The sequence below is a fragment of the Pseudovibrio sp. WM33 genome (assembly GCF_001623165.1).
Classification (GTDB): Bacteria; Pseudomonadota; Alphaproteobacteria; order Rhizobiales; family Stappiaceae; genus Pseudovibrio.
This window is the reverse complement of record NZ_LMCK01000013.1, coordinates 36577-60936: the sequence shown is the minus strand read 5'-3', so window position 1 is coordinate 60936 and position 24360 is coordinate 36577. Positions and strand designations below refer to the sequence as shown.

Here is a 24360-nt window from a genome sequence, read left to right as displayed (position 1 = left end):
AACCCACCTAACCGGGTCAATTTTGCATGCCGATTCACACTTTGTCCTCCATGAATAACTTTATTTGCTCAAGAATGTCTCCAACATGTTCTCGAACAGTTGTCTGCTTTCCGTCAGTTGTATGAATAACTGACATCTCAACATCTTGGTATGTCGGCTCAATTTTGATGACTTCATTTAGATTTATGAAGCAGAACTCTTTGTTGCAAATCAGGCGTAGCAATTGCATATCATTCTCTTTCTATGAGGTTCTTCTATCGGTCAAAGGATGTAGGTTCTGATCGGCTTGGGGCGGGTCGACGGGGATTTATCGATCTCCGAGTTGGCGCGATAAAAGTTGGATGCTCTTCATAATTTCTCTCGCTTTGATAGTGTTCGTGTATTGTAAGGAAGACGCGTCGAGCAAAGAGTTGAGCTGTGATTGCAAAACTATGAAGTTTTTTAGTGAGTTCCCAATGAAGTGTTGATTGTTGTGCAAGAATTCCGTCGAGCGTTTTTCTAATTCGCTCAGCAAACTGTGCTGGTCTTCGTTCGCCCTGATTAACTGACTTATATAGTTCAGCAATTGGCGTTCGAGTGGCGTCAAAGTATTCATCAATTACCTCGATATATTGTTGCAAGAGATCTGTGCTTCCTGCTGCTCGCAGCGGGCTAGAGTGCCGGTTTTCAGGTTGAGCAGGAGGTAGCCGTTGCTTTTCTCCTGAAATATATTCTCCAGCTTGTTGGAAAGTTGCCATTGCTGGTACTGTGTGGCCCAAAGCCATGTCAGGCTGAGGGTCAGAAGCAGAGAGACTGTGAGGGCTAGCAGAAGCAGGAGAGGTGACCAGCGACGAAGGCGGTGGTGCAACTTCAAACGCGTTCTCAAGTCTTTCAGCTCTTGCTCGATCTCTTTCCCGATAGCTCTGTGCTGTGCGACCAAATCTCTTTTGATTGTAGTTTGCGCGTCGCTCAATATGGCCTTGATATCGCTCTCGAAGCTCGCTGAGGCCGAGGCCATCAAGACGGCTTGATTCTGCTGTGCGTCTTGCATGTTTGTTTTCAAGCGTTCGCTGAGTGAGGTCTTCGCGGGTCCATCCTTCATGGAAGAGAGTTCCTTTCAAACGCCAGCGGGTGTCGGTTTCTGGATCCTTGACGGTGAGATAGTTTTTGCCTCTGCGAGGGATCTCAAAGCCTGCGCTTTGCAGGGCTTCGATCATCTCTGGGCGGTTTGTGATGGTCCCGGCCACGATCTGCTCTTCCAGCCAATGCTGTATCTCTTCGCGGCTGCTGGCCCGGTCTTTGCGCTCGGTGGTGAACTTGGTCTCGCGAGCGCGCGCCGGGTCTTGAGGATCAGCCCAGCCGTGCTCTTTGTTGAGCATGTCCCGCAGGGCGTCCATAGCCTTGATGTAACCGGGAGGGGCAATGTTCAGGCTGTTTCCAGTCGTCAGCTCTAGGCGTGGCGTGCAGAAATGTAGCTCAACGCGGCCCTCGTGGGTGTGGCGCACCCAGAGCATATCGAACTGCTCAGGCTCCAAGCCAGAAAAAGCTAGATTTTCAAAGGTTTCCATCACCTCTTGTTGCTGCTCTTCGCTTGGGTTATCGGCTGTGTCAAAGCTCACAACGCCTGCTCGATAGCTCCACTTATGGCGACTGCTGTCGATCAGAAGCTTCGTATGCTCTGGATTGCCCGCAAGAACTTCAGGCAGTGGATCGCGCCCTTTCAGAAGCGGCGTTCCGGATGCATTGCGCAGCAGGTTTCTGTTGTCGTCATAGGCGAGCACCTTATCCGCAATGAGGTAGTCAACGGGCGCTGCACCGCCGCCCTGACCGTTCTTGAAGAACTTAATCAGCATCGTTTGGCTCCTCGCTCAGCAGGAGCTTCAGCAACTCGCTAAGCTGACGGTCGATAGTGGTCAGTACTGTGATGATCTGGAGGCCATCAAGCTGGCGTGTCTCCCCAGCGGCTCTGGCTGTGTTTAGTGCTCGGGCGATCTGGTTGAGGTTGGACCCCATGCGGCTCAACTCAGCAACTAGGTGAGGATCAGCTTTGGGTGTCAAACGGCGGCGTGTTGGTTTGACGAGGCCAAGCGTTGCTCTCAGCAAAGCAGAGGTGGTTAGTCCAGCTTCCTGAGCTTGCTGCTTCAGCCTTTCTTTTTCCTCTGCCGTACAGCGCAAAACGACCGTCTCTGTGAGTTGGCGTTTGGTCGCTTTGGCGGGGTTCGAAGGGGAGGCTTGCCACCCCTCGCAAGGTCCATTGCGGTATCGCAAGGGTCTCCTTGCTCTCGCTAACTCACTCATCATCAAGCCTCCATGTTTTCGAGGTTTTTGAAGAGGAAACGGTAAAGTACTGCGGGTTCAGAGATGGCCTTGCGGACAAGTTCTTTGAAGCAAGCACCTCCGTTCCGAGCATGAGCTTTGTGCTCGCTGGGAAGCTGATGATTTCGGTAGATGATTGAAATCAGTGTTGCTGCTGTAAGGCGGTTCAATTTATGACAGGCTTGCTTCCAAAGCTCGTCACTTACGCAAAGCTCTTGCCTAAACAGGTTTGCTGTTTTGATGAGGTTCTCCGGCGTGTCACCACCTAAGATACTCATGTTTTCAAGCACGTCAGGATGTGCGTGATCTAAGTATCGCCGAAGCGAGATTTGCACAGTGCTCGGTCTACTATTTTGGATAAGTGGATTTTGAATAGTGTTAGATCGTGAGGACGTTTTGTCCGTCCGGGACGGCGCTTTTGTCTGTGCGCGAATGTGTTCTTCAACAGGCTTCTCAACAGCCTGTTTTCTGAAAAACGACAGAAGAGAAGAAAGCTTGGTTTTGATCTGGCGGAGTTTTTCTAGAGCTCGCACACGGGATAGGCGACCAAAGGGTAAAATGACAAAGGCACGTTCAAGTGCTTCAGAGCAGTTCAGGGAGCGGATTTCAGCGAAAAGATATTTCGTTTCCGACTGGAGTGCTTCAAGCTCAAGTTTTGCCTCTTTGCGCTGCTTGCTTAGGCGAAAAAGCTCTGGGACCTTATGATCGATGAGGGGTTGAAGGTTTATTCCAGCCGCCCAGATGATGCGTTGTTCACCTACTTTTTCGCGTGAACCGTCGCGACGGCTTCTCAATGCATTGGTCTTAAGGAGCCAACCAGCCTTAATGAGTCTGTTTTCCGCACGAGTGATTGCTCGCTCGTTGAGGTTGAGTTCCTCTGCGGTTACTGGAAGTCTTTGCCAGACAGCGCAGATGCGCCCCTTTAGAAAATCTTCGTCACGTACTTTCAGTACGTAGTACTTCAGAACCTTGATGTCAGTGGCACTAAGGCCAGCTGCTGGGCCGAACTTGTCTATGAGAGTGAGGAGGAGTGCCCGCGTAAAACTGTCTAGCAAACCGTTGTGAATGTGAGTGAGGCTCATAGAACACCTCCACTCGAAAGATGTGCAGGGTACTGACGAGCCCCAGTCTTAAATTGATGCTGTACGGTATTTGTACGAGATATCGGTACAAAAGCCTGCAAACAGCATGCAAAAAGCTGCATTATCGATTTTAGTAGAAATCGATATATGATGTAAATTATTGATATTGCAGAGAAATATGGTGCACCCGACAGGATTCGAACCTGTGGCCTCTGCCTTCGGAGGGCAGCGCTCTATCCAACTGAGCTACGGGTGCCTGTGTCGGGCGTAGGTGCCCTTGAGGTGTTGTAGTCTTTACCCGATCCTAAGCCGCGCTGCAATGCGCCAATTACAACAACCCTCGAAAATGTGGAAAGGCGCGGGGAGAGCCTAACCCTCCCGCAAGATACCCAATGGTGTCAGGTGGTTATCCCAGCTGACGCCAGCGCTCTGGCTGATAATTTGAGCCACACCATCCTCGGTTCCGCCAAAGCTCATTGCGCCGTTTCCGTCAGTAATCGCAAAGCTTTCCTCGTCCAGCGGAGCCACACCACAGCCATCTGCAACCTGGTGGAAACCGATGAAGGACCGCTGCGCCACATCCCAGTACAGGATTTTACCGCCACGCGGACAAGAAGCTGCAATCACGTCGCCGGAACGGTTCATCTCCACGCTGCCAACATAGTTCTGCAGGCCCTTGGTAAGCTCCAGTGGCATCTCCAGAGCTGTAGCGGCCTTATCAAGCCCCAGATGCACCATCAGCGGAGGCGTTGCATCCTTCGCACCCTGAAACTGCCCGCCAACCCACACATCACCATTGCCGTCAAAGCTCATGTGGCGCAGGGAGAGCTGGTGCAAGTCAGAACTCAAGGCCTGCTTGGCACGCAGATCACCCGTTGCGGTGTCAATGAAAGCCACAGTGGGCTTCATCGTGTCCAGGTTCAGCTTCTCGCGCCCCATGTCAGGATGAGTTTCAATCCCGCCATTGGCAACAACAAGCTGCGAGCCGTCCGGAGACATCAGCAAATCATGCGGACCAACGCCATAGCTCTCGAACTCGCCAATCCGTTTGGGTTGGTCACCAGAAACATCGTAGACGCCGATCACACCGCGCACGTTTGCAAAGTCATTTTCCGGCGCATAGGCGAGACGGCCATCAGGTGCGAAAACACCATGGCCATAGAAGTGGCGATCTTCTGGAGATGTGAAAACAACCGGCTCTCGCGCACCCGTCAGGTCCGCAAGTACCGCAAAGGTCTCGGGCCGCCGCGCGAAAGACAGCAGGCGCATGGAGTTGCGGTCAAAGGAAATGGCATGCCCGCGATCCGGCAACGCTGTCTGGAACAGCACCTCGCCATCTTCGCTAAACACCGCCAGAGCATAACTGCCCGTTGGTGTACGCAAAGCACTGGCGAACAGTTGCAGGTCTGCGGCCTCAGTAAAAGGCAGGCCATTGGCAAAGGCCAGAGAACTGCTTGCACTTAAGGCAACACCAGATGCCGCAAGGCCGGTTAAAAACTGCCGTCTGCTCAGAGCAAGGGGCTTAGTCGCCATCAAGCGCATTAAAGCCTCCTGCAAGGCCAACATAGCCAGCAAGGTCTTCTGCCATCACCACTTTGATGCCATCGATAATGGTGATCAGATAACGCAGTTGCTCGCGCACCTCTGGCTCTTTGCCAGTGTCCTGAAGTGGTTTTGGCAGGTTAGCAAGCACACGCTGCGCATTGGAAAATTCAAAGTTCAGCGAGCTTTCCACCCAGTCCTGCTCGTCTTCCAGCACCTTTGCGTAGCCACCTGCATTCAAAGCGCCTTGCAAACCCACAAGGCTGGCTGAAAGGTAGGTGACAGCATTACCGCTGCGGGCAAAGGGAGCCTTCTTTGGATTGGCTTTCTTATCAGTCTTGCCAAGCACAACAAGCAGATACTGGTCTTTGTCGACAATCAGACCCGTGGTGATGGCATTGAACACCATCTCCGCAGCTTCTTTGTGGGTGTGCACCACACCGCCACCTTTGGTTGGCTCCAGAAGCACCTTGGAAAAACCGTTAGGATCAGACCATTCGGCTTCAAGTTCCAATCCGGCACCAACCAGATTGATGCTGATGCTCTCGGCATAATCGCAAAGGTAAACAGCGTCCTTGCCAGAACCAAGCGTCAACGTGCCATCACTGGCGTAAGAGATGCGTTCAAGAGCAGTCAGCCCTTGCAAGGCAACGCTTTTGACAGAAAGGGAAGCGGGGTCGCGAACAGTAGGGTCCTGCTTGGCAACCACCTTATTGATCTGGCGGCGAACCACACCGCGACTGTCCGGCAAAAAGGCGAGGCGCTGAGCAAGGTTGTCCTGCGCCATTGGCCCATAGCGTAAAAAGTCAACGCCAGCGAGTGCAGCAACGGATTTGCTGAAAGCCTCATTAAAGGCAGTGGTGGTTTCAGTCGTGGAACTGGTGCACAAATCACCAGTCCGTTTCTCAAGATCGGTCAACGCGCTGACAAGCTGTTTGGTCGCCGGGCGAATATACTGCTCTACGCTGGAGCGCGGGAACTGAGCATAGTCAGTGGTATCTGCCGCAAAAGAGGGCGTAGAGACAACAATTGCCGAGGCAATGGCCAGGCTGAGAGTGACAGCATGCTTAAACTGCATCAAAGAGACTCCAGGAACCGGATCAGATTAGCTCGATCCTTAGCAGGCATTTCAACTACACGGGTTTTGGCAGCTTCTGCTTCACCGCCATGCCACAGCACAGCTTCCAGCAGGCCACGTGCACGTCCATCGTGCAGGAAGAACCTGTGATTATTGACAGTTTCTGTCAGTCCAATACCCCAAAGCGGCGGTGTTTTCCATTCATTTCCGCTGGCAGAACCTGTTGGACGACCATCAGACAAACCTTCGCCCATATCGTGCAACAGCAGGTCTGTATAAGGCCAGATCAGCTGGAACTGATGCTCCGGGTTTTCAGCTGTGCGGCTGGTGACATATTTGGGCGTATGGCAGCTTGCACAGCCTGTCTCGTAAAATACCTTTTTACCAGCAAGCACTTGGGCGTCATTCGCATCACGACGCGCTGGCACGGCAAGGTTTTGAGAATAGAACACCACAAGGTCCAGAACCGGGTCAGGCGCCTCAGAAACACCAAGATGCGCCTGCTCGCCATGTGCTTGCTCAAAGCACGCAGTCTGGGCTTCGGTGCAGTCTCCATAATTGCGCAGGTCATACGGTGTCGAAATGCCGATATCGCCTGCAAATGCGCCAGCAGATTGAGATTGCACGGTCGCGTTCAGGGCTTTCCAGCCAAAGCGGCCAACCTGCTTGGTGTCAGGGTCAGCAGGGTTCACCCAGCTTACACGGCCAGAAATGCCATCACCGTCAGCATCCTCGGGATCAGCCTGAGAGGTGATGTCAGTGTCTGCAATCGCTTCCAGCAAGCCAAGGCCAATCATTGGCGGCGCAACACGAGCCGAAATCAGCGCATGCTCAGACATCGGTCCATAAGCCAGATTTTCAATGGTGTAGGTTGGCTTGCGTAAAGAGGCAGTCTCACCTTCAGAAAGATCAATCTTGATCTCTTCATAGGTGATCTTCATCTCACCTTCTCCGGGAACGCCAGGCACGCCAAAGTTCTGCAGCTGGCCACCATAGGTCGGCTCGGGAAGGAGAGGCACTTCACCGCTCTCAATCAGAGCCCGCTCTTCCGGCGTGGAAGGGGCAACTGAGAGGCGCATGAAGATGGAAACTGGGCGTTCGTCATCAATCGGTGGGCGACCACGCCCTGCTTTCGGGTGACAGCTTTCGCAGGCGCGGGCATTAAACAACGGACCGAGACCGTCAGAGGCACGCGTAGAACTTGGGGTCGATACCCAGAATTTCTGGAACAGGCTCTCACCCAAACGGAAGTCCTGATGCTGCTCGAAAGGGAGGTTGGCACTTGGGTAGGTAAAGACAGCGCGATTGAGAGGCTTCCGGGTCGTTGTTTTTCCCGCTTGCATCAACTCAAAATTTTCAGCTTTGGAGAAATCAGTCGGTGCCTTCAAAACCCGGCTGACTTTCGCTTTATCCCCGTCACTGAGATCGGTTCGCTGGTTCAGATCAACAGCAGAAGCGGCGGGAATGAGGAAGCTGGTAAAAGCGGCGGTAGTGGCTATCACTCCTGCACGACGGCGAAGTGTGGCTGGAACCATTCCTGGCATAACGGGTGCCTGTATTTACATAGGCCTTCGCAAAAACGCTAAAACACGCAAATGAACGCACATAACAACGCAAACAAAAGGCGAGGGGGATAAGTCCCGCACGAAGTGTCTCGTGCGGGACTGGATATCTTATTCGAATACTGCAGAAGGGTTGTCGAGGCTGTCGGAGCCTTCGAATGCAATATTTTCCAGCTTCAGCACCTGAACAGCACGCTGAATGGAAGATGTCTGGTCAACCAGGCTATCGATAGCAGCCTGTACCACTGCGTTACCCTCTGTGTTTCCTTCACCAATCATCTGGTCGTAGGATTCAGTGGTTTCAGCGCGGGTTTTCATGGCTGTAAAGGTGCCAAGGGAAGCATTCAGCTTGCCTTCCAGCTCAGTTGAAACAGCGGAATCTGCCTTTGCAAGCAAGTCCTTAAGGGAAGCGCCTTCAACAACAGAACCGTCAACGCGGGTGTATTTACCCTGGAATACGTTGTTGATGCCAACCACGTCGTTGTAGTGGGACATGTGGGTGTTGTCAGAGAAGCAGTCATGCTCTTCTTCAGGATCGTTCAGCATCAGGCCGAGCTTCATGCGCTCACCAGCCAGTTCACCGTAAGACAGGGAACCCATGCCGGTCAGGATGGTTGCGATGCCTGCAGCTTCGCCTTTGTCAGCCAGCTCTTTACGTGCTGCGCCGTCGGCTTTCCATGCTGCAACCATCTCTTCCAGATCGGTGATAAGCAGCTTTGTTGCAGCCTGAAGGTAGTCTGCACGGCGCTCACAGTTGCCGCCGGTGCAATTTGCAGTGTCGAAGTCAGAAGCAGGACGGTTGCCAGCACCTTTCCCCGTTCCGTTCAAATCTTGTCCCCACAGCAGGAATTCAATTGCGTGGTAACCGGTCGCAACGTTTGCTTCCACTTCACCAGCTTCCTGAAGCTGTTCAGCAAGCAGCGCAGGGGTGATTTCGGTGGCGTCGATTTCTTCGCCAGCGACAGTCAATTTAGTGTTTGCAATGATGTTCGCTGCGTAAAACGGGTTCTCTTCGGACTCATTGCCGTAAGCACCATCAACGTAGTCGATCAGACCCTCGTCAAGCGGCCAGGCGTTGACCTTGCCTTCCCAGTCATCAACGATCGCGTTACCAAAGCGGTAAACTTCTGTCTGCTGGTATGGGTTACGAGCTGCAATCCATGCGCGGCGTGCGGCCTTCAGGTTGTCTTCAGTTGGCTCTGCGACAAGCGCGTCCACTGCACCCTGAAGGGTCTTCGCAGTTGTCAGAGAGTCTTCAAACGCTGCCTGGGCGATGTCGCCGTAGGTTGCAAGAACGTCAGAAGGAGTTGCAGCGACAGCAACAGTAGAAAGGCTGCCGAGTGCTACAGTGCCGAGCAAAGCGCCACGGATAAAGCTCATTGTAATCCCCTTAAATGTGCAGTGAATTCGCCTCGCGCTGCGAGCGGAAAATCCGGGCTGCACGAATTCAGTTTGCCAAATGTTGTCACGCCCTAAAGCGTGAGAAAACTGCGGCTATTTCATATTCCTGACTATTGTTGTCAAGTTTAAAAACGTGCACTTTCAGTAGTTTAGAGTATTTCTAAATATGAGTTTCAGTTGCAACTTATTGTCATTAAAAGCTTTTCCGCACTTTTGCAGTTGCAAATCATTCGCATAAATAAATGGGATAATATTGGGAAAATACGCGAATCCCCCGCTCAACTGTTACCGTTTGTTTGGCATATCTTGACTTCGCAGCACCTATGCGCTCTTACGGAACCTTCTTCAGGTACATTGCATTTAATTGGCATCAATCAGCCAGTCTGTCTGCACCAACAACGATAAGAACAGGGTATGGCAGCTCGATTAAACACGCTTGCTCAATTGATACTTCGTGGCTGGAAAGCAAACGCATTTCGCTTGCTGCTGGTTCACTATGCCTTTGTTTTTCTCGGTGCAGTTGCAATCACACCTATTGTTGCTGGTATCGGCAACTTCGTTATTGGCCTTTCCGGCAATGCAGTGCTGGCCGATTATGAGATTGCGTCTTTCTTCTTGTCGCCGATTGGACTGCTCGGTGCGTTCTTCTTTGTCGTCGTCTTCATCGCCATGGCACTGCTTGAGCAGGTCGCTCTGCTCGCGGTGCTGGACAGGCAGGAAAGCGCGTTCCCTGCTGCACGTAATGCCTTGTTTTCAACGCTCAGCATGTTCCCCCGCCTTGGTATGTTTACATGGCGGCTGACACAACGCTTAGTGATGGCAATGATCCCAGGTCTTGTCATTATCGCACTGAGTATACTAATCTTTTTGCAAGAGCATGACTTCAGCTACTACCTCCAGTTTCAACCCGTTGAGTTCTGGATGGCTGCCTTCTTCATCGGAATTGGGGTGGCACTGGTTATCGTTATGCCACTCTACGCGATCCTCGTCTGGGGACTGTCTTTGCCGCTCGTGGTACTGAGAGATCACCCTGTTGGCTCCGCCTTTTCGCGGGCCCGGTTCCTCTCACGGGGCCTCCGTCCTGTCTTTGCAGGTGCCGTCTCGCTGTGGTTGCTTCTGGATATCCTCATCCATGCGTTCTTCCTGATCTCGCTGGAACTGATCGGCTCCTACGCCATTTCGTTTGGGGAGAATTCCCCCGAGACATTGGCAGCGATCCTGGGCAGCCTCGTCGTGCTTCTGTTGGTGGGCAACACGCTGATCAGTGGCGTGATGTCTGGCACTATGGCGTTGCTTTTCAAGGCAGCTTTGTTCGTTGCCGATGGAAAAGGGCACACGTTTTCTGAGGTGCCGCATACGCCAAAGCTGGAGAGTAAGTGGGCCAACCCACTGACACCTATGCGCCTTGCCGCTCTCATTGGAGTGGTCGGAACCATCGTGGTGCTGACAGGGACGTATTGGGTCTCAGCCGATCTGCCGCAAAAAGATGTCCTGATCATCGCCCACCGCGGGGCCTCCGCCCACGCGCCGGAAAACACCATAGCCTCGTTGGAGCGAGCAATTGAGGATAAAGCCGACTGGATTGAGGTCGATGTTCAGGAAGCCGCAGACGGCTCCGTGGTCATCGCCCACGACAGCGACTTCATGCGCCTCATCAGCAAGCCAGCCAATGTCTGGGATCTGACACTGGAAGAAATCCAGTCTCTCGATGTGGGCGGATGGTTTGGAATGGAGTTCCAGGGGGAACGCGTTCCAACGCTTCGCGAGGCGCTTGAGATTGTGAGGGGGAAGGCAGTTCTCCTCATCGAGCTCAAATATTATCCCCGCAGCCGCAACGAACACCTCGAAAATGAGGTCGCCCGCATCATCACGCAGGCTAACATGGAAAACGACATAGCAATCATGTCGTTAGAGCGATCAGCCCTCTCAAGAATGCGAAAATTAGAACCAAATTGGAACATCGGCCTTCTTACCGCCACATCTATCGGTAATTTCTCCGAACTCAAAGGAAACTTCGTAGCCGTCTCCTCCGCCTCCGCCTCTTTGAACTTCATAAGAAGGACACAAGAGACCAATAAGCAGGTTTTTGTCTGGACGGTTAACAATCCGTCTACAATGTTGCGCTACATCTCCATGGGCGTAGATGGAATTATCACGGATGATCCTGCACTGGCGCGTAACACCCTGGAAGAATATAAAGAAATGAACCAGTTCGAGCGGTTATTACTTCATACTTCTGTCCTGTATAATCTGAGCTTGAACTGACACTTAGACCGTAAGAATCTAGTATATGCCGTATCTTCTAGTAGTGTTTATGGGCGCGTTGCTGACTGCCCTCTCGATGACCAATTCTGCGACTTCCAAGCCGCCAGTATTGCTGCTGGGAGACCGCGACACTGTCAATGCGATCGTTGCTGAGGTTAATCTCCCCGACGACCGCCGCGGCCTCGTGCATGTCATTTTGGAAGATGCTCGCGTCAAAGCAGAGCGCCTGGATAGCCCAATTCTGCCGATTTCTGCCAGTTCTGAACCTCTCGTAGAGCTTCCTGCAGAGAAATTTACACTTGAGCAGCTGGATGTAGAAACGCGCAGTGAACTTGTTGAAGTCCTCGACGAAGACCAAATGTCCGAGTTGCACCGCGCAATAGAAGTGGTTTTGGCGAGCACTGAGACCGTTAGCGTAGATTGATTTAAATACTACGCTATCCATTTGAAGTAACAGGCCTATTACTCGTCGTCTTCGTTATCGTCCGGAATAGCAAGATCCACCGCTCCTCCTACGACACTTGTTCCAACCTTTGCAGTTGTTGTTACTGCAGTTGTAGCAACAGAGACCGCAGCTCCCCCGACTGAAACCACGGCACACCCAGAAATTCCGAGTAATACTGCAAAGATACTGGCTGTTATCGCGGTAAGTTTCATTCATTCCCCTCAAAAAACTGTCGTGAACCTCCTCAAAGGTCACCCATTTCATTTAAATTTGAGGGGTAAGAATTACGATTTCCCTACTTAATCCCTGCGCGCATGAAGCTCTGCACAAATTGTCTCTGAAACAGCAGGAACGCGATCAACAGTGGACCTGATGTCATGAGCGTTGCTGCGTTGATAACGCTCCACTCCACACCACCATCAACCGCAGCAAAGATAGAAAGCCCAACAGTGACAGGACGTGTCTCTACCGAGTTGGTGATAATCAGAGGCCAAAGGAAATTGTTCCAGTGGTGGCTGACTGAAACAAGCCCGTAAGCGAGGTAGGTCGGAATTGCCAGCGGCACGTAAACCTTCCAGAGCACCAGTAAAGGTCCGGCACCCTCAACGCATGCGGCTTCATCCAACTCTCGCGGAATAGTCTTAAATGTCTGTCGCAGAAGAAAGATTCCGAACCCAGATGCCATATAGGGCAAGCCAATCGCGACGATGGTGTCTATCAGGCCAAGGTTTCGGATCATCTTGTAATTCTCGACAATCAGGATATCCGGCATCACAAGCAGCTGTAAAAGCACCAGAGTGAACAGGATGCTCGAGCCGGGGAACTCAAAGCGTGCAAAGGCATAAGCTGCCAGAGTGCCCAAGACAAACTGTGCAATCAAAATGATCGTCACCAGCATGATCGTGTTCAGGAAGTACTGAGCAAATGGAGCTGCTGACCAGGCTTTGGTGAAGTTCTCCAAAGTGAGCGGTGCAAACAACTCGAAATTGGCTTCATAAGCCGCAGGATGGAATGCAGTCCAGATCGCATAGAGCAGAGGCAGGGCCCATAAGATCGCCAGTGTCCACGCCCCGAACGTATTGAGAGCACGATCAAAATCGAACTGGCGTGGACGGGCTGGTTCAACAGTGTTGGAAAGAGATAAGTCGCTCATCTGTAGTGCACCCGACGATCCATAAAGAAGAATTGACCGATCGCAATGATCGAAAGAAGTGCCAGCATCACGACAGTCAGCGTGGCGGCATAAGAGGTTTGCCAGTACTTGAAGGCGACCTCATAAATATAAAAGAGCAGCAAAGACGAAGCGTTATCTGGCCCTCCGCCTGTCATGGTGAAGATGTGGTCCACCAGGCGGAAAGAATTGATAACAGCATTGATAGATACGAACAAAGTTGTTGGCATAAGCAAAGGCCATGTGATTTTCCAGAAGAAGGTCCAACGGCTCGCCCCTTCAATATCAGCAGCTTCTTTGTAGGAGGGTGGAATGGCTTGTAGTGCTGCCAGATAGAAGATCATGAAGAACCCGGCTTCTTTCCAGATAGTTACAACCATCATGCAAATCAGCACTGTTTCCTGCTGGCCCAGCCATGAGTTCTCGGGGAGCCCGAAGACGCCCATGCGGATCTGATCGATCAGCCCAAAGCCCGGCGTATAAAAGAACAGCCAGATATTTGCGACCGCGATCAAAGGTAACACAGTCGGTGCAAAGAACGACATGCGTACAAGGCTACGTCCCTTGAGCTTGTCATTCACCCAGATGGCCATCAGCAGAGAGATACCGATAGAAGCTGGAATGGTTGCCATCGCGTACCAAAGGTTATTGACCAGCACTTTCCAGAAGGTTGGGTCCGCCATCAACTCCTCATAGTTCTGCAATCCAACAAACTTGGCTGGCCTGCGCCCACGCGGAGTGGAGAAGAAGCTATTGATTATAGTGGTGATGGCCGGGAAGTGGGTAAACGCGAACAACATCACCATTGCTGGAGTGAGCAACAGCCACGCGTAAATCCACTGCATACGTCTGGTCATCGGGCAACCTCTTGGAAAATGCTGGAGCGAGGCACACAGCAGCTGCGCCTCGCCAGATCACGTGAAATTAAAAAGGCTTAGCGGTATTCAGAAAGAATACGGTCCGCTTCTGCCTGCGCACTTTTCAGTGCTTCTTCCGGTGTTTTCTTGCCGGTGATTGCAGCATGCAGGGCGTCGTTGAAGACACGGGTCACGCGCTGGTTCTGGTACGTGGAGAGTTCTGCAACGGCGTGCTTCAGCTGCTCACGAGCAACGAGTGCTGGCGGGAAGTCAGCTGCATAAGCCTTCATCTCGTCAGTCTCCCAAGCTGCTGGAGATGGCGCAACGTAGCCAGTCGCCATAGACCACTTTGCAGCCTGTTTCGGAGCAGTGATCCACTTCACGAAGTCTACAGAGGCTTTTTTCTGCTCATCGCTGGAATCTTTGAAGATGTAGAAGTTACCGCCACCGGTCGGTGCGCCGCGACGCTTGTTTGCCGGCAACATAGCAACGCCGAAATCGAACGGAGCGTTGTTGCGCACGTTGGTCAGGTTACCAGTCGAGGTCCACATCATAGCGGTATTACCTTCAAAGAAGGCCTTCGGAGTAGCACCCCACTCGATGATGCCTGGAGCCATCACACCATGCTTGCCAGAAAGGTCGACAAGGTACTGCAGAGCTTCAACAACCTTTGGATCGTCAAAGTTGGTCTTGTTCCCTTCAGCGTTCGCCAGAATAGCGTCATTCTCGGTGGTCAGGCCCTGGAACAGCCAGTATGGGAAACCAGAGGAAGGAATGCGCACGCCCCACTGGGTCACGTTGCCGGAAGCGTCTTTCTTGATCAGCTTCTGGCTCATAGAAACCATTTCTTCCCATGTTGCAGGTGCTTTTTCAGGATCCAGCCCCGCCGCTTTAAAGGCTTCCTTGTTCCAGTAGAGAACTGGTGTCGAGCGCTGGAATGGAATACCGTAAGTCTTCCCACCAGTCTGCGAATTTTCCATGAAGGCAGGATAGAAGCTATTCAACCACGTCTTGTCTTCGTCAGAGTTTGCCACATCATCAAACGCAATGATCACGTCTTCATCGATCAAAGTGAACATGTCGACTGACAGAATTACAGAGAGCTGCGGAGGGTTGCCGCCACGCGCTGCGGTCAAAGCTTTGGAAACAGTATCCTGATAAGAACCGGCATAAACAGCATCGATATTCACGTCAGGATGAGCAGCCGCATATTCTGCTGTCAGTTCTTCAATTGTTGTCGCGGCTGTACCGCCAACAGCCACAGGAAAATAGAATTGCAGATCAACCGCATGAGCGCTGATCGCAGTACCAAGGGATAGAGCAGCAACAGAAGCTGCCAGACCTAAAGACTTGAAAATGGATTTCATAGGTTTATATCCTCAAATTGCCCTAGTAATTGGGGCACTCCAATGCGCTGATGCGCGTTTTTCAAGCCGGCTCGAATTGCACCTCGACCGGCTTGAATTCTTCCCGGCGCTTGCCGGTATCTCTCTGAAAGCTTGCGGGAATTTTATCATCCCAGGCTAGGCCAATGTTCTGCCCTGGGCTCAATTCGGTGCTGCCTTTCACGCGAACAAGCAGCTTTTCACCGCCAACAGAACAATTAGCCAGCGTATCTGCCCCCATGTATTCAAGGCTTATCACCTGGGCCGGAACGCCGTTTTCACCAGTTAATCTGATGTCTTCCGGGCGCAGGCCCAGCAAACATCCTTTTGGTGCGTCAGGCAGCAGGGATTGAGCTGTGACAGGGGTGACAGAACGAACCTTGTCCAGCTCCACAATGTTCATCGGCGGAGTACCAATGAAGCGTGCTGTAAACACGCTGGCAGGGCGCTCATAGATTACTTTTGGCGTTGCAACCTGCTCAACCTCACCTTTGTTCATCAGCACTACCTGATCGGCCATGGTGATGGCTTCTGTCTGGTCATGGGTTACATAAACCATTGTCAGCCCAAGCTGCTGCTGTAGTGCTCTCAACTCTACGCGCATCTCCTGACGAAGCTTTGCATCAAGGTTGGAGAGGGGCTCATCCATCAGGCAAACAGGCTTTTGAGAAACGATGGCGCGACCTAGAGCAACCCGTTGTTGCTGCCCTCCAGAGAGCTGGGATGGCTTCCGGTCCAACAACTGAGAAATCCCGAGAAGATCAGCTGCAGTCTTCAGCCGCTCATCCCGCTCCGCTCTGCCTACTTTGCGCACTTTGAGCCCAAACAGAATGTTTTCAGCCACAGAGATATGCGGAAAGAGCGCATAGTTTTGAAACACCATAGAGATATCGCGCTGGGCGGGGGAATGGTACGTCACATCTCTCCCGCCTATTGTAATTTGCCCGGAAGTCGCTTCTTCCAACCCGGCAATCAAGCGCAACGTCGTGGATTTGCCGCATCCACTGGGCCCCAACAAAACCGTAAAACTTCCACCATCCACGGACAGGTTGACATTGTTGACTGCCGTTGAATCTCCCCAGGACTTGGTCAGATTTGAAAGTTCTAGGCGAGCTGGATGGTTCAGGTTGCTCATAAAGTAGGCTCCTGTTTGCAGATCACGAGCTCTGCAGATGACTTCTCAATTATTGAAAGGATTGAAGCTGGCGGGGTTTCTTCGCAAAAGATCTTCGAAACATCAGTCAGGAAGCCAGCGCGAACATGGGCGAGGCGACCGAACTTGGAATGGTCCAGAACAAGAAACGATTGACGGCAGTTCGCCAAAATAGCCTGACGGGCAGTGGCTTCATCCTCGTTGAAGTCCAGAAGGGTGCCATCGCTATCCACGCCAGCAACGCCGAAGATGCCGACGTCGAACTTGTAGTTTTTGAAAAAACCTTCTGCGCTTGAACCAAGAACGTCCAGATCGCCATGACGCAATCGGCCTCCTGCAATCGTAACTTCGCTGGAAGTGTTCCGTAGCGCTGCAATGGCTACGTTCATGTTGTTTGTGAAGATCTTCAGTCCCTCATGGGTATCAAGTGCTTCTGCAACAATCTCAGGTGTCGTGCCGATGGAAAAAGCAAGTGTTGCACCATCGTCGATGTACTCCGCAACAGAGTTCCCAATCGCGTTCTTTGCTTCAAAATTGAGGATCTTTCGGGCTTTGTAGGTGATGTTGCCCCGGTTTGCCGGAACCTCGACGCCACCATGAACCCGTCTCAAAAGCCCCAGTTCGCTCAAGCGGTTTATGTCTCGGCGGATCGTCTGGGTGGTAACCGTAAACTGCTCCGACAACGAGTCTACGCTCGCGAAACCATTGGACCGCACGAGAGAGATGATCTCTGATTGTCTTGTACTGAGCGCTGTTTCCATCACAAAAGTCTGCTTCAATCTGCAAAAATGCTGTTCATATGAACGTCTACAATGTTCATATGAAACTTATGTGATATCTCAGACTAATAAAAGTGAAGCTTGTTTTGGCTGGTTTTCTAGGTACTTATACCGACTCACTTAAACAAAAAAGCGCGCCCTGTTAGCAGAACGCGCTTCAAATCATCCAGATTTTGACAAGACTCAGGTGAGTTGAGTAAAGAATTTTAAGCGAGCCTTATGGGCTTCTGCGATGTGGTGACGTGCAGCTTTGTCAGCACGGTCACAATCCCGCTTGGAAATTGCATCCACAATCTCTGCATGCTCTTCAATCGCCAGACGACGACGATCATCATCGGTCAAGGTTGTGCCTGCCAGCAGCAGCAAAGATAGGCGCATATGATCAATTTGCTCAACCAGATAGCGGTTGTGGGAAGCGAGATAGAAGCGGCGATGGAACTCACGGTTGGTCTTGATCAGGCGCTCTGCATCCGCAAGGTTCTGCATGTCGGATTCGACCATTTCCTGCAGAATTTCGATCTCAGCGCTTGAGGCGTGCTGCGCAGCAAGTCGACCAGCAGTTCCTTCTAGGACTTCGCGCAGATAGTACAGTTCGCTGATCTGGTTGTGGTCCAGACTAGGAATGACCATGCCGCGGTTTGGTTCATGAACAGCAAGCCCTTGCGCTTCAAGGCGCTTCAGGCCTTCTCGGATAGGTGTGCGACTGACGCCGAATTTCTCTGCCAGTTCAGCTTCTCTCAAGCGACTGCCGGGTTTCAGCTCACGGCTTTCAATCGCTTTAATGAGACGGCGGTAAATCTCAGCTCCATTGGGTGAATTGGCAGTCACATCTTATTCCCGGGATTAGTAAAGGCTTAGTTTGTAGCTTCTACATGCCAGCCTTCTTAAAGACGGGCAGGGCCACATAGGGGTCCTGCCAGTTTCTGTATCAAATTTCAATCAGGTATAGCACAGCCTAGTTAATAACTAGCATGCCCAAGTTGTATCTGGCTTACGCGCCACCAGCAGGCCAAGGGCCATGGAAGCCGGAACCTTCTTTGTCCGTACGTTCAAAACCATGCTGACCGAAAAAGTCCCGCTGACCTTGAATGACGTAGGCCGCAGTCCGCTTCTGACGGATCATGTCAAACGAACCAAGCGCTGCTGAAAGAGCAGGTGTAGGCACGCCGTTGGTGATGCTCAGGCTCAGCATATCGCGCAGACCAGGAACAGCATCTTTCATACGTTCAGCAATAGCAGGAGCCAGATAGAGAGATTTCAGGTCAGGATTTTCATCATATGCCTGCGCAATCTCATCCAGGAAGCGTGAGCGGATAATGCAACCCTGACGCCAGATGCGAGCGATGTCACCCATTGGCAGATCCCAGCCGTTTTCCTTGCCGCCAGCAGCCAGCACAGCAAAGCCTTCAGCGTAGGCTGCAATTTTACCGGCAATCAGAGCGCGTTCACAGGCATCAATGCCTTCCTGCTTGAGTTCCCAAGTCAGCACTGCATCAGACTGCGGGTATAGTTCTGCAACTTCCTGACGGAGTGCGCGACTTGCAGACATGCAGCGAGCTGCAACAGCTGCATCGATACCAGTTGCCGGAACGCCAAGCAGATGCGCTTCGACAGCAGACCAGCGACCGGTGCCTTTTTGACCAGCAGTATCCAGAATAACATCCAAAATTGGCTTGCCGCTCTCTTCATCAATCACACCCATAACGTTTGCGGTGATCTCAATGAGGTAAGACGCCAACGGGCCTTCATTCCACTTGGAGAAGATCTCGGCTTGTTCCTGAATGCTCAGGTGAAGGGTCTCGGTGAGAACTTCGTGCACTTCAGCAATCATCTGCATGTCGGCATACTCAATGCCGTTGTGCAGGGTTTTCACAAAGTGGCCAGCGCCTTCAGCGCCCATCAAAGCAACGCAAGGTTCGTCATTGTGCTTTGCTGAGATCGCTTTCAGGATAGGCTCGATACGCCCGTAAGCGGCTTCAGAAGCACCAACCATGATGGATGGACCGAAGCGAGCGCCTTCTGCACCACCAGAAACGCCCATGCCAACAAAGGTGAATGGCGTGTCGGCCAGTTCTTTGTAGCGGCGATTACTGTCGTGGAAGTCGCTGTTGCCTGCATCAATCAGAATGTCACCGTCTTTCAGGTGGTCTTTCAGAACAGAAATTTGCTGATCAACTGGCTCGCCTGCCGGAACCATCAAAATGATAGGACGAGGGGCTTTGATGTTCGCTACCAGCTCTTCTGTGCTGTAGCAGGGAATAAACATGTCTTTGAGGTGTCCAGCCTTCTCCATGAAAGCTTGGGTTCCCTCTGCAGTACGGTTGAACACCGCTACTTTGTAGCCATTGTCTGCGATATTAAGAGCCAGATTGGCTCCCATGACGCCTAGTCCAACAAGGCCGATATCCGCCTGTGTCATCAATACTCTCCGCGCTGCAAGTGGTGCACAGACGCGCGCAACAAACCTAATCCAATAGCTAACTTGGCGATTGTATGCGCTTGTGCATCAGAAACTAGGTCTGTGGCATAGGTGAAAAACAGGTTTTTGCCAAGGTGAGAATAAGAAAATTCCGCAAAAGCCTAATAAAACTGCCGAAATAAAGCTTTCGCGGGATCTACACTATTTCAGGTGCTTGGAAAGTACTTCTTTTGCCGCTGTTTCCAACGCCACTGCGGACGCTTGCAGCTGACTACGTTCCAACTCATCCATACTAGGGAAGAGGGTAGCTTCAATACCATCAGCACCCAGCACCCGCGGTACCGAAAGGGCTGTATCCCTCACGCCAACGATCTCTTCATTGACGATGGAAAGGCTGATGACAGCATGTTCATTTGTCACAATAGCCTTCACAATGCGGGAGAGCCCTGCGCCAATGCCGTAGTTGGTTGCCCCTTTGCCTTCGATGATCGAATAGGCAGCGTAACGAACACCATGGTCAATGCGGTCACGAACATCTTGAGTGATTGGCTTGTTGATCTGCTCGGCAAAAGTAAACAACGGCGTGTTGCCTGCCTTCGCGCCAGACCAGATAAGCACTTCACTATCACCGTGCTCACCAAGTACATCTGCATGCACAGAGGTTGGCGTAATGCCCAGATGTTTACCCAATAAAGTACGGAAACGCGCAGTATCCAGAATTGTACCTGAGCCGATAACGCGATTGCGCGGCAAGCCAGAAATTTCAGTCGCAACCTGAGTCATGATATCAACCGGATTGGTTGCGATGATCAGGATCGCATTTGGTGCATATTTCAGCACCTCAGGAATGACTTTTGCAAACACGCCAGCATTGCGTGCCAACAGCTCAATCCGGGTCTCACCCGGTTGCTGGTTGACACCAGCTGCAATCACGACGACTGCTGCATCCTTCAAGTCACTGTAATCGCCACCAATAACACTCATCGGGCGCGCAAACGGGGTTGCGTGAAGAATGTCTTCTGCCTGAGCAATAGCGAGTTTCGGATTGTAATCGACGAGTACAATTTCATTGCCCACACCGTTCATGGCCATGGCGTAGGCTGCAGTACTTCCAACAGCGCCAACACCAACTACACCGATTTTCATAGGGCCATCCTTTTCTCGCAGTCTACAAGGCATCCTGCTGGCTTTTTAATATTATGCCTGTCTCCTAGACAGTTGCTTTAGGGAATGCAATTCCCTCAAGCGTGACATATCAGCTCGCATGCTTACTTCTGGCATCTTGGACAAAAGAATGTTGAACGCCCATTTTGGACCTTCCGCTCAATGACGCCAGCACACTTAGGTGTTCGGCAAGCTTCCCCCTCGCGATCATAGACAGAGAAGTTGTGCTGGAAATATCCGAGAGAACCATCCGCTTGTCGGTGATCCTTCAGCGAAGAACCGCCGGATTTTATCGCTTCCTGCAGGACTTCCCGAATGTGCTTGGAAAGCTCATCGGCCTTTTTGAGCGGCTTACCGGATTTGCTTGCAAGTGTGGATGCGCTGTTGAAGGGACTTAACCCCGTTCTCCAGAGTGCTTCACACACATAAATGTTACCCAGTCCTGCAATGAACTTCTGATTGAGCAAAGCTGCTTTAAGAGAGGTCTTCCGGTTCTCAAACAGCTTGGCGAGGTAGGCTCCATCCAGCTCATTGCCGAGTGGTTCGATCCCCATATCGACAAACATTGGGTGTGTCGTCAGCTCGCTGCGAGGAATGAGCACCATAAATCCAAACCGACGCGGATCATTGTAAATGATCTTTACGATCGTTTCCTGATCAGAAGGCCGAACATGGAAGATGACATGGTCATGCTGAGGGTGTTTACCTTTTGCATGATACATTTCAACGGTTTGTGTTGGTTCTTGATCATCAGTCTCGATCCAGCGGAACGAACCCGACATGCCAAGGTGCATCACCAATACATCTCCGCTGTCCAGATCAAGCAGCAGATATTTAGCACGGCGGCTGAAGGAAACAACTCTGCGACTTTCCAGGCGATCTACGAAATCATCGCCAAAAGGAAAACGAAGATCAGGTCGGCGTTGTTCAATTCTGCAAATTGTTGCATTGTCAAAAAAAGGTGCTAGTCCGCGACGGACTGTTTCAACCTCCGGTAATTCAGGCATAAGATATCCGTTGGTACAGTGGTTTGCTGCTGGGCAAAGATTACGTTCAACAATAGCGCTTTGTAACAAGCTGTACTATGTTCGCCCGCGAAATGGAGTGATTTGATTATGGCGCGTGAGTTCTCAACCCCTGAGCAGGCATCCGTAACAGACCCGACTGAAATGGCAACTAGCTTCGGGTTTCGCACAGTTCGCGAAGGTGAAAAGCAGGATCTGGTGGATGATGTTTTCCACAAAGTGGCGTCCCGCTATGACCTGATGAACGACCTCATGTCTGGTGGAATGCATCGTCTCTGGAAAGATGCGATGGTTTCCAGCATGAACCCACCAAAGAATGGCGCCCGTGAATGGCGACATCTGGATGTGGCTGGTGGGACTGGAGACATAGCAACCCGCGTTGTTGAGCGTTCTAACCGGACAATCAAATCAACCGTCTGCGATATCAACGGATCGATGCTAGGCGTTGGCAAAGATCGCGCAAGCGCAGCTGGTCTTTCTGAAAACATTGAGTTCATTCAGGGGAACGCAGAAGAGCTGCCTTTCCCGGACAAACACTTCGATGCCTATACCATTGCATTCGGTATCCGTAACGTCCCGCAAATCGAAAAAGCACTGCAAGAGGCTCACCGTGTGCTTAAACGCGGCGGTCGCTTCATGTGCCTTGAGTTCTCACAGGTAGACGTGCCAGCACTCGATAAGGTTTATGATCTGTTTTCCTTCCACGCCATTCCAAAAATCGGACAGGCTGTGACAGGTGATGGAGATCCATACAGTTATCTCGTAGAATCTATACGCAAGTTTCCAAATCAGGAACGTTTTGCGCAGATGATACGTGATGCAGGTTTTGAGCGTGTCACCTATCGAAACTACACCGGCGGTATCGCTGCACTTCACTCCGGCTGGAAAATCTAACCAGTTATGATCGCAAATATTGTGCCATTTATGCGTCTGGTTTTCGCGGGTTATGTTATGGCCCGCGAAGGTGTGTTCGGACTCGTTTCTCTGCCAGATCTCCCTCCCGGACCGCGCTTGGCTATTAGCGTCGCACGTATGGTTGAGCGCCGCGGCATTGAGAAAAAAGACGCAGCAGCACGCCTCACAGATGCGCTGAACCGCCTTGGTCCCTCCTACATTAAGTTGGGGCAGTTTCTTGCGACACGCCCGGATGTGGTTGGTAAGGAAGCCGCAAAGGAGCTGTCTGCACTTCAGGACAATGTTCCGCCATTTCTAACGCAGTACGCACGCAAAACAGTCGAAGAACAGCTCGGTAAAACAGTCGAAGATCACTTTGAAGAGTTTGGTGAACCAGTCGCTGCTGCATCGATTGCACAGGTACACCCTGCGTACTTCCGAAACCGCGATGGCGAACTGGAAAAAGTAGCCGTTAAAGTACTGCGTCCGGGGGTTGAGCGCGGGTTTAAGCGCGACCTGAAGAGCTTTTACCTTGCTGCGCGTCTTGCAGAGCGCTTTAGTCCTGCAAGCCGTCGCCTTCGTCCTCTCATGATGGTTGAGACGTATGAGCACGCTGTCATTTTGGAAATGGACCTGCGCATGGAAGCCGCAGCTCTCTCTGAAATGGGTGAAAACAGCAAGGAAGATAAAGATTTTCGCGTTCCCAGTGTGGATTGGCCACGGACCTCTCGTTCCGTACTCACCATGGAATGGATTGACGGTGTAAAGCTTTCCAATCTTGAAGGTATCGAGGAAGTAGGTCATGACCTGGCGGAGCTGGGCAATAATGTGATCCAGACTTTCTTGCGCCATGCCGTACGTGACGGTTTTTTCCACGCGGATATGCATCAAGGCAATCTCTTCATTGAACCGGACGGGACACTGGTCGCAGTCGATTTAGGGATCACAGGACGTCTGGGACTGTCTGAACGTCGTTTTCTGGCAGAAATTCTCTATGGCTTCATAACTCGCAATTACCTGCGAGTTGCCGAAGTTCATTTTGAAGCTGGGTATGTGCCTGCCGATCAGGACGTGAATATATTCGCGCAAGCAATTCGAGCGATTGGTGAGCCGATCCATGGGCATGATGCCAGTGAAATCTCAATGGCGCGTTTGCTGACACAGCTGTTTGAAGTGACCGAGATGTTCAACATGCACACTCAGCCTCAGTTGATCTTACTGCAGAAAAATATGGTTCTGGCAGAAGGTGTAGCCCGCTCGCTGAACCCACATCTGGATATGTGGAATACGGCTGATCCTGTTGTAACCGGTTGGATTCAGAGAAATCTTGGCCCTATGGGACGCATCACAGACCTAGCAACAGGCGTGACTGTTTTGGGGCGTCTGGCAAGTGATTTACCGATTATTGCTGACCGTGCGAGCAAGTTTTCCAATCAGCTGGAAGCGATGGCAAACAACGGCCTGAGATTCGATGAGGCAACCGCAGATGCGATTGGTAGATCGGAAGCGAAGCATAGCCGTTCTGGACGTGTCGCACTTTGGGTCATAGCAATCGCTCTTTCAGCAATTGCTTACGGCATCTATCTCTAAGATATTCTGAGTTGAAACTATGAAAAACGGGAGTTGTTACGCTCCCGTTTTTTATTGGTTAGCCGGATACAGCTGAAAATTCTAGAAATAATTGGATCATACTAAGTTACTGCATAAAATTATCTAAGTTTTATATAGTCATTGCAATTGATGATATGAATTGTAGGCGGGTTGTTGCTCACTAAAACGTGCTAAAAGCAAGGTAGCTTAAGAGAAGTATTTGAGATTTCTAAGGGTCTACTCAAAACCTTCA

General features: G+C 51.5%; 21 protein-coding genes and 1 tRNA gene. 4 read left to right on the top strand and 18 right to left on the bottom strand.

Going from position 1 to position 24360, the window contains the following annotated elements:
* Positions 1-254: 254 nt before the first annotated feature.
* The 8 genes from PsWM33_RS03120 to PsWM33_RS03085 form a co-directional block, all read right to left on the bottom strand.
* On the bottom strand, positions 255-1832 hold the full coding sequence (locus tag PsWM33_RS03120) for a relaxase/mobilization nuclease domain-containing protein (RefSeq protein ID WP_063299170.1): 1578 nt from the start codon (positions 1830-1832) through the stop codon (positions 255-257).
* Positions 1822-2277 (bottom strand): plasmid mobilization protein, encoded by a 456-nt coding sequence (locus tag PsWM33_RS03115; RefSeq protein ID WP_082826852.1) that lies wholly within the window; start codon positions 2275-2277, stop codon positions 1822-1824. Before PsWM33_RS03115 ends, PsWM33_RS03120 begins: the two co-directional genes overlap by 11 nt.
* A gap of 2 nt (positions 2278-2279) precedes the next feature.
* Positions 2280-3377 (bottom strand): helix-turn-helix domain-containing protein, encoded by a 1098-nt coding sequence (locus PsWM33_RS03110; protein WP_063299168.1) that lies wholly within the window; start codon positions 3375-3377, stop codon positions 2280-2282.
* Between the two features lie 179 nt (positions 3378-3556).
* Positions 3557-3633, bottom strand: a tRNA-Arg gene (locus PsWM33_RS03105).
* A 113-nt stretch (positions 3634-3746) separates the two neighbouring features.
* Positions 3747-4919, bottom strand: coding sequence for a DUF1513 domain-containing protein (locus PsWM33_RS03100; protein WP_244276647.1), 1173 nt, complete (start codon positions 4917-4919; stop codon positions 3747-3749).
* Complete coding sequence (locus PsWM33_RS03095) at positions 4900-5997, bottom strand: imelysin family protein (protein ID WP_063299167.1); 1098 nt, start codon at positions 5995-5997, stop codon at positions 4900-4902. The genes PsWM33_RS03100 and PsWM33_RS03095 overlap by 20 nt, the downstream gene beginning before the upstream one ends.
* On the bottom strand, positions 5997-7541 hold the full coding sequence (locus PsWM33_RS03090) for a di-heme oxidoreductase family protein (protein WP_082826851.1): 1545 nt from the start codon (positions 7539-7541) through the stop codon (positions 5997-5999). The genes PsWM33_RS03095 and PsWM33_RS03090 overlap by 1 nt, the downstream gene beginning before the upstream one ends.
* Positions 7542-7670: 129 nt before the next feature.
* Positions 7671-8939: an imelysin family protein gene (locus PsWM33_RS03085; RefSeq protein ID WP_063294327.1), complete on the bottom strand. Its 1269-nt coding sequence runs from the start codon at positions 8937-8939 to the stop codon at positions 7671-7673.
* A gap of 435 nt (positions 8940-9374) precedes the next feature.
* Here PsWM33_RS03085 and PsWM33_RS03080 point away from each other — a divergent pair, with 435 nt between their 5' ends.
* Positions 9375-11225: a glycerophosphodiester phosphodiesterase gene (locus PsWM33_RS03080; protein ID WP_063299166.1), complete on the top strand. Its 1851-nt coding sequence runs from the start codon at positions 9375-9377 to the stop codon at positions 11223-11225.
* A 25-nt stretch (positions 11226-11250) separates the two neighbouring features.
* Positions 11251-11649, top strand: a complete 399-nt coding sequence (locus tag PsWM33_RS03075; RefSeq protein ID WP_057463102.1) for a hypothetical protein — start codon at positions 11251-11253, stop codon at positions 11647-11649.
* Positions 11650-11687: 38 nt separating this feature from the next.
* Here the strand turns inward: PsWM33_RS03075 and PsWM33_RS03070 are convergent, their stop codons facing one another.
* From PsWM33_RS03070 to mutM, 10 genes are all read right to left on the bottom strand, one after another.
* Positions 11688-11882 (bottom strand): hypothetical protein, encoded by a 195-nt coding sequence (locus PsWM33_RS03070; RefSeq protein WP_057463101.1) that lies wholly within the window; start codon positions 11880-11882, stop codon positions 11688-11690.
* A gap of 83 nt (positions 11883-11965) precedes the next feature.
* Positions 11966-12823, bottom strand: coding sequence for a carbohydrate ABC transporter permease (locus tag PsWM33_RS03065; protein ID WP_063299165.1), 858 nt, complete (start codon positions 12821-12823; stop codon positions 11966-11968).
* Positions 12820-13698, bottom strand: coding sequence for a carbohydrate ABC transporter permease (locus PsWM33_RS03060; protein ID WP_057463099.1), 879 nt, complete (start codon positions 13696-13698; stop codon positions 12820-12822). The genes PsWM33_RS03065 and PsWM33_RS03060 overlap by 4 nt, the downstream gene beginning before the upstream one ends.
* A gap of 77 nt (positions 13699-13775) precedes the next feature.
* On the bottom strand, positions 13776-15065 hold the full coding sequence (locus PsWM33_RS03055; RefSeq protein WP_063299164.1) for an ABC transporter substrate-binding protein: 1290 nt from the start codon (positions 15063-15065) through the stop codon (positions 13776-13778).
* Between the two features lie 61 nt (positions 15066-15126).
* Positions 15127-16218, bottom strand: a complete 1092-nt coding sequence (locus PsWM33_RS03050; RefSeq protein WP_063294757.1) for an ABC transporter ATP-binding protein — start codon at positions 16216-16218, stop codon at positions 15127-15129.
* Positions 16215-16997, bottom strand: coding sequence for a DeoR/GlpR family DNA-binding transcription regulator (locus tag PsWM33_RS03045; RefSeq protein WP_063294758.1), 783 nt, complete (start codon positions 16995-16997; stop codon positions 16215-16217). Before PsWM33_RS03045 ends, PsWM33_RS03050 begins: the two co-directional genes overlap by 4 nt.
* Positions 16998-17198: 201 nt before the next feature.
* The gene (locus PsWM33_RS03040) at positions 17199-17843 is read right to left on the bottom strand and encodes a GntR family transcriptional regulator (RefSeq protein ID WP_057463095.1); all 645 of its coding nucleotides are present in this window, start codon (positions 17841-17843) and stop codon (positions 17199-17201) included.
* A gap of 163 nt (positions 17844-18006) precedes the next feature.
* On the bottom strand, positions 18007-19434 hold the full coding sequence (gene gndA, locus PsWM33_RS03035; RefSeq protein ID WP_063299163.1) for an NADP-dependent phosphogluconate dehydrogenase: 1428 nt from the start codon (positions 19432-19434) through the stop codon (positions 18007-18009).
* Between the two features lie 201 nt (positions 19435-19635).
* Entirely contained in the window at positions 19636-20580 is a 945-nt protein-coding gene (locus PsWM33_RS03030) for an L-lactate dehydrogenase (protein ID WP_063294760.1), read from the bottom strand.
* A gap of 122 nt (positions 20581-20702) precedes the next feature.
* Complete coding sequence (gene mutM / locus PsWM33_RS03025; RefSeq protein WP_063299162.1) at positions 20703-21605, bottom strand: bifunctional DNA-formamidopyrimidine glycosylase/DNA-(apurinic or apyrimidinic site) lyase; 903 nt, start codon at positions 21603-21605, stop codon at positions 20703-20705.
* A gap of 108 nt (positions 21606-21713) precedes the next feature.
* Between mutM and ubiE the strand changes: the two genes are divergently transcribed.
* The gene (gene ubiE / locus PsWM33_RS03020) at positions 21714-22517 is read left to right on the top strand and encodes a bifunctional demethylmenaquinone methyltransferase/2-methoxy-6-polyprenyl-1,4-benzoquinol methylase UbiE (protein ID WP_057463091.1); all 804 of its coding nucleotides are present in this window, start codon (positions 21714-21716) and stop codon (positions 22515-22517) included.
* Positions 22518-22523: 6 nt separating this feature from the next.
* A complete protein-coding gene (gene ubiB, locus PsWM33_RS03015) occupies positions 22524-24107 on the top strand; it encodes a 2-polyprenylphenol 6-hydroxylase (protein ID WP_063299161.1) in 1584 nt (527 codons plus the stop codon).
* Positions 24108-24360: the final 253 nt, after the last annotated feature.

Coding starts and splice junctions, on each gene's coding strand:
- gndA (WP_063299163.1), bottom strand. CDS start 19,434: ATGACACAGGCGGATATCGGCCTTGTTGGACTAGGCGTCATGGGAGCC.
- PsWM33_RS03045 (WP_063294758.1), bottom strand. CDS start 16,997: ATGGAAACAGCGCTCAGTACAAGACAATCAGAGATCATCTCTCTCGTG.
- ubiB (WP_063299161.1), top strand. CDS start 22,524: ATGATCGCAAATATTGTGCCATTTATGCGTCTGGTTTTCGCGGGTTAT.
- PsWM33_RS03050 (WP_063294757.1), bottom strand. CDS start 16,218: ATGAGCAACCTGAACCATCCAGCTCGCCTAGAACTTTCAAATCTGACC.
- PsWM33_RS03075 (WP_057463102.1), top strand. CDS start 11,251: ATGCCGTATCTTCTAGTAGTGTTTATGGGCGCGTTGCTGACTGCCCTC.
- PsWM33_RS03100 (WP_244276647.1), bottom strand. CDS start 4,919: ATGCGCTTGATGGCGACTAAGCCCCTTGCTCTGAGCAGACGGCAGTTT.
- mutM (WP_063299162.1), bottom strand. CDS start 21,605: ATGCCTGAATTACCGGAGGTTGAAACAGTCCGTCGCGGACTAGCACCT.
- ubiE (WP_057463091.1), top strand. CDS start 21,714: ATGGCGCGTGAGTTCTCAACCCCTGAGCAGGCATCCGTAACAGACCCG.
- PsWM33_RS03095 (WP_063299167.1), bottom strand. CDS start 5,997: ATGCAGTTTAAGCATGCTGTCACTCTCAGCCTGGCCATTGCCTCGGCA.
- PsWM33_RS03085 (WP_063294327.1), bottom strand. CDS start 8,939: ATGAGCTTTATCCGTGGCGCTTTGCTCGGCACTGTAGCACTCGGCAGC.
- PsWM33_RS03115 (WP_082826852.1), bottom strand. CDS start 2,277: ATGAGTGAGTTAGCGAGAGCAAGGAGACCCTTGCGATACCGCAATGGA.
- PsWM33_RS03110 (WP_063299168.1), bottom strand. CDS start 3,377: ATGAGCCTCACTCACATTCACAACGGTTTGCTAGACAGTTTTACGCGG.
- PsWM33_RS03030 (WP_063294760.1), bottom strand. CDS start 20,580: ATGAAAATCGGTGTAGTTGGTGTTGGCGCTGTTGGAAGTACTGCAGCC.
- PsWM33_RS03055 (WP_063299164.1), bottom strand. CDS start 15,065: ATGAAATCCATTTTCAAGTCTTTAGGTCTGGCAGCTTCTGTTGCTGCT.
- PsWM33_RS03060 (WP_057463099.1), bottom strand. CDS start 13,698: ATGACCAGACGTATGCAGTGGATTTACGCGTGGCTGTTGCTCACTCCA.
- PsWM33_RS03070 (WP_057463101.1), bottom strand. CDS start 11,882: ATGAAACTTACCGCGATAACAGCCAGTATCTTTGCAGTATTACTCGGA.
- PsWM33_RS03090 (WP_082826851.1), bottom strand. CDS start 7,541: ATGCCAGGAATGGTTCCAGCCACACTTCGCCGTCGTGCAGGAGTGATA.
- PsWM33_RS03065 (WP_063299165.1), bottom strand. CDS start 12,823: ATGAGCGACTTATCTCTTTCCAACACTGTTGAACCAGCCCGTCCACGC.
- PsWM33_RS03120 (WP_063299170.1), bottom strand. CDS start 1,832: ATGCTGATTAAGTTCTTCAAGAACGGTCAGGGCGGCGGTGCAGCGCCC.
- PsWM33_RS03080 (WP_063299166.1), top strand. CDS start 9,375: ATGGCAGCTCGATTAAACACGCTTGCTCAATTGATACTTCGTGGCTGG.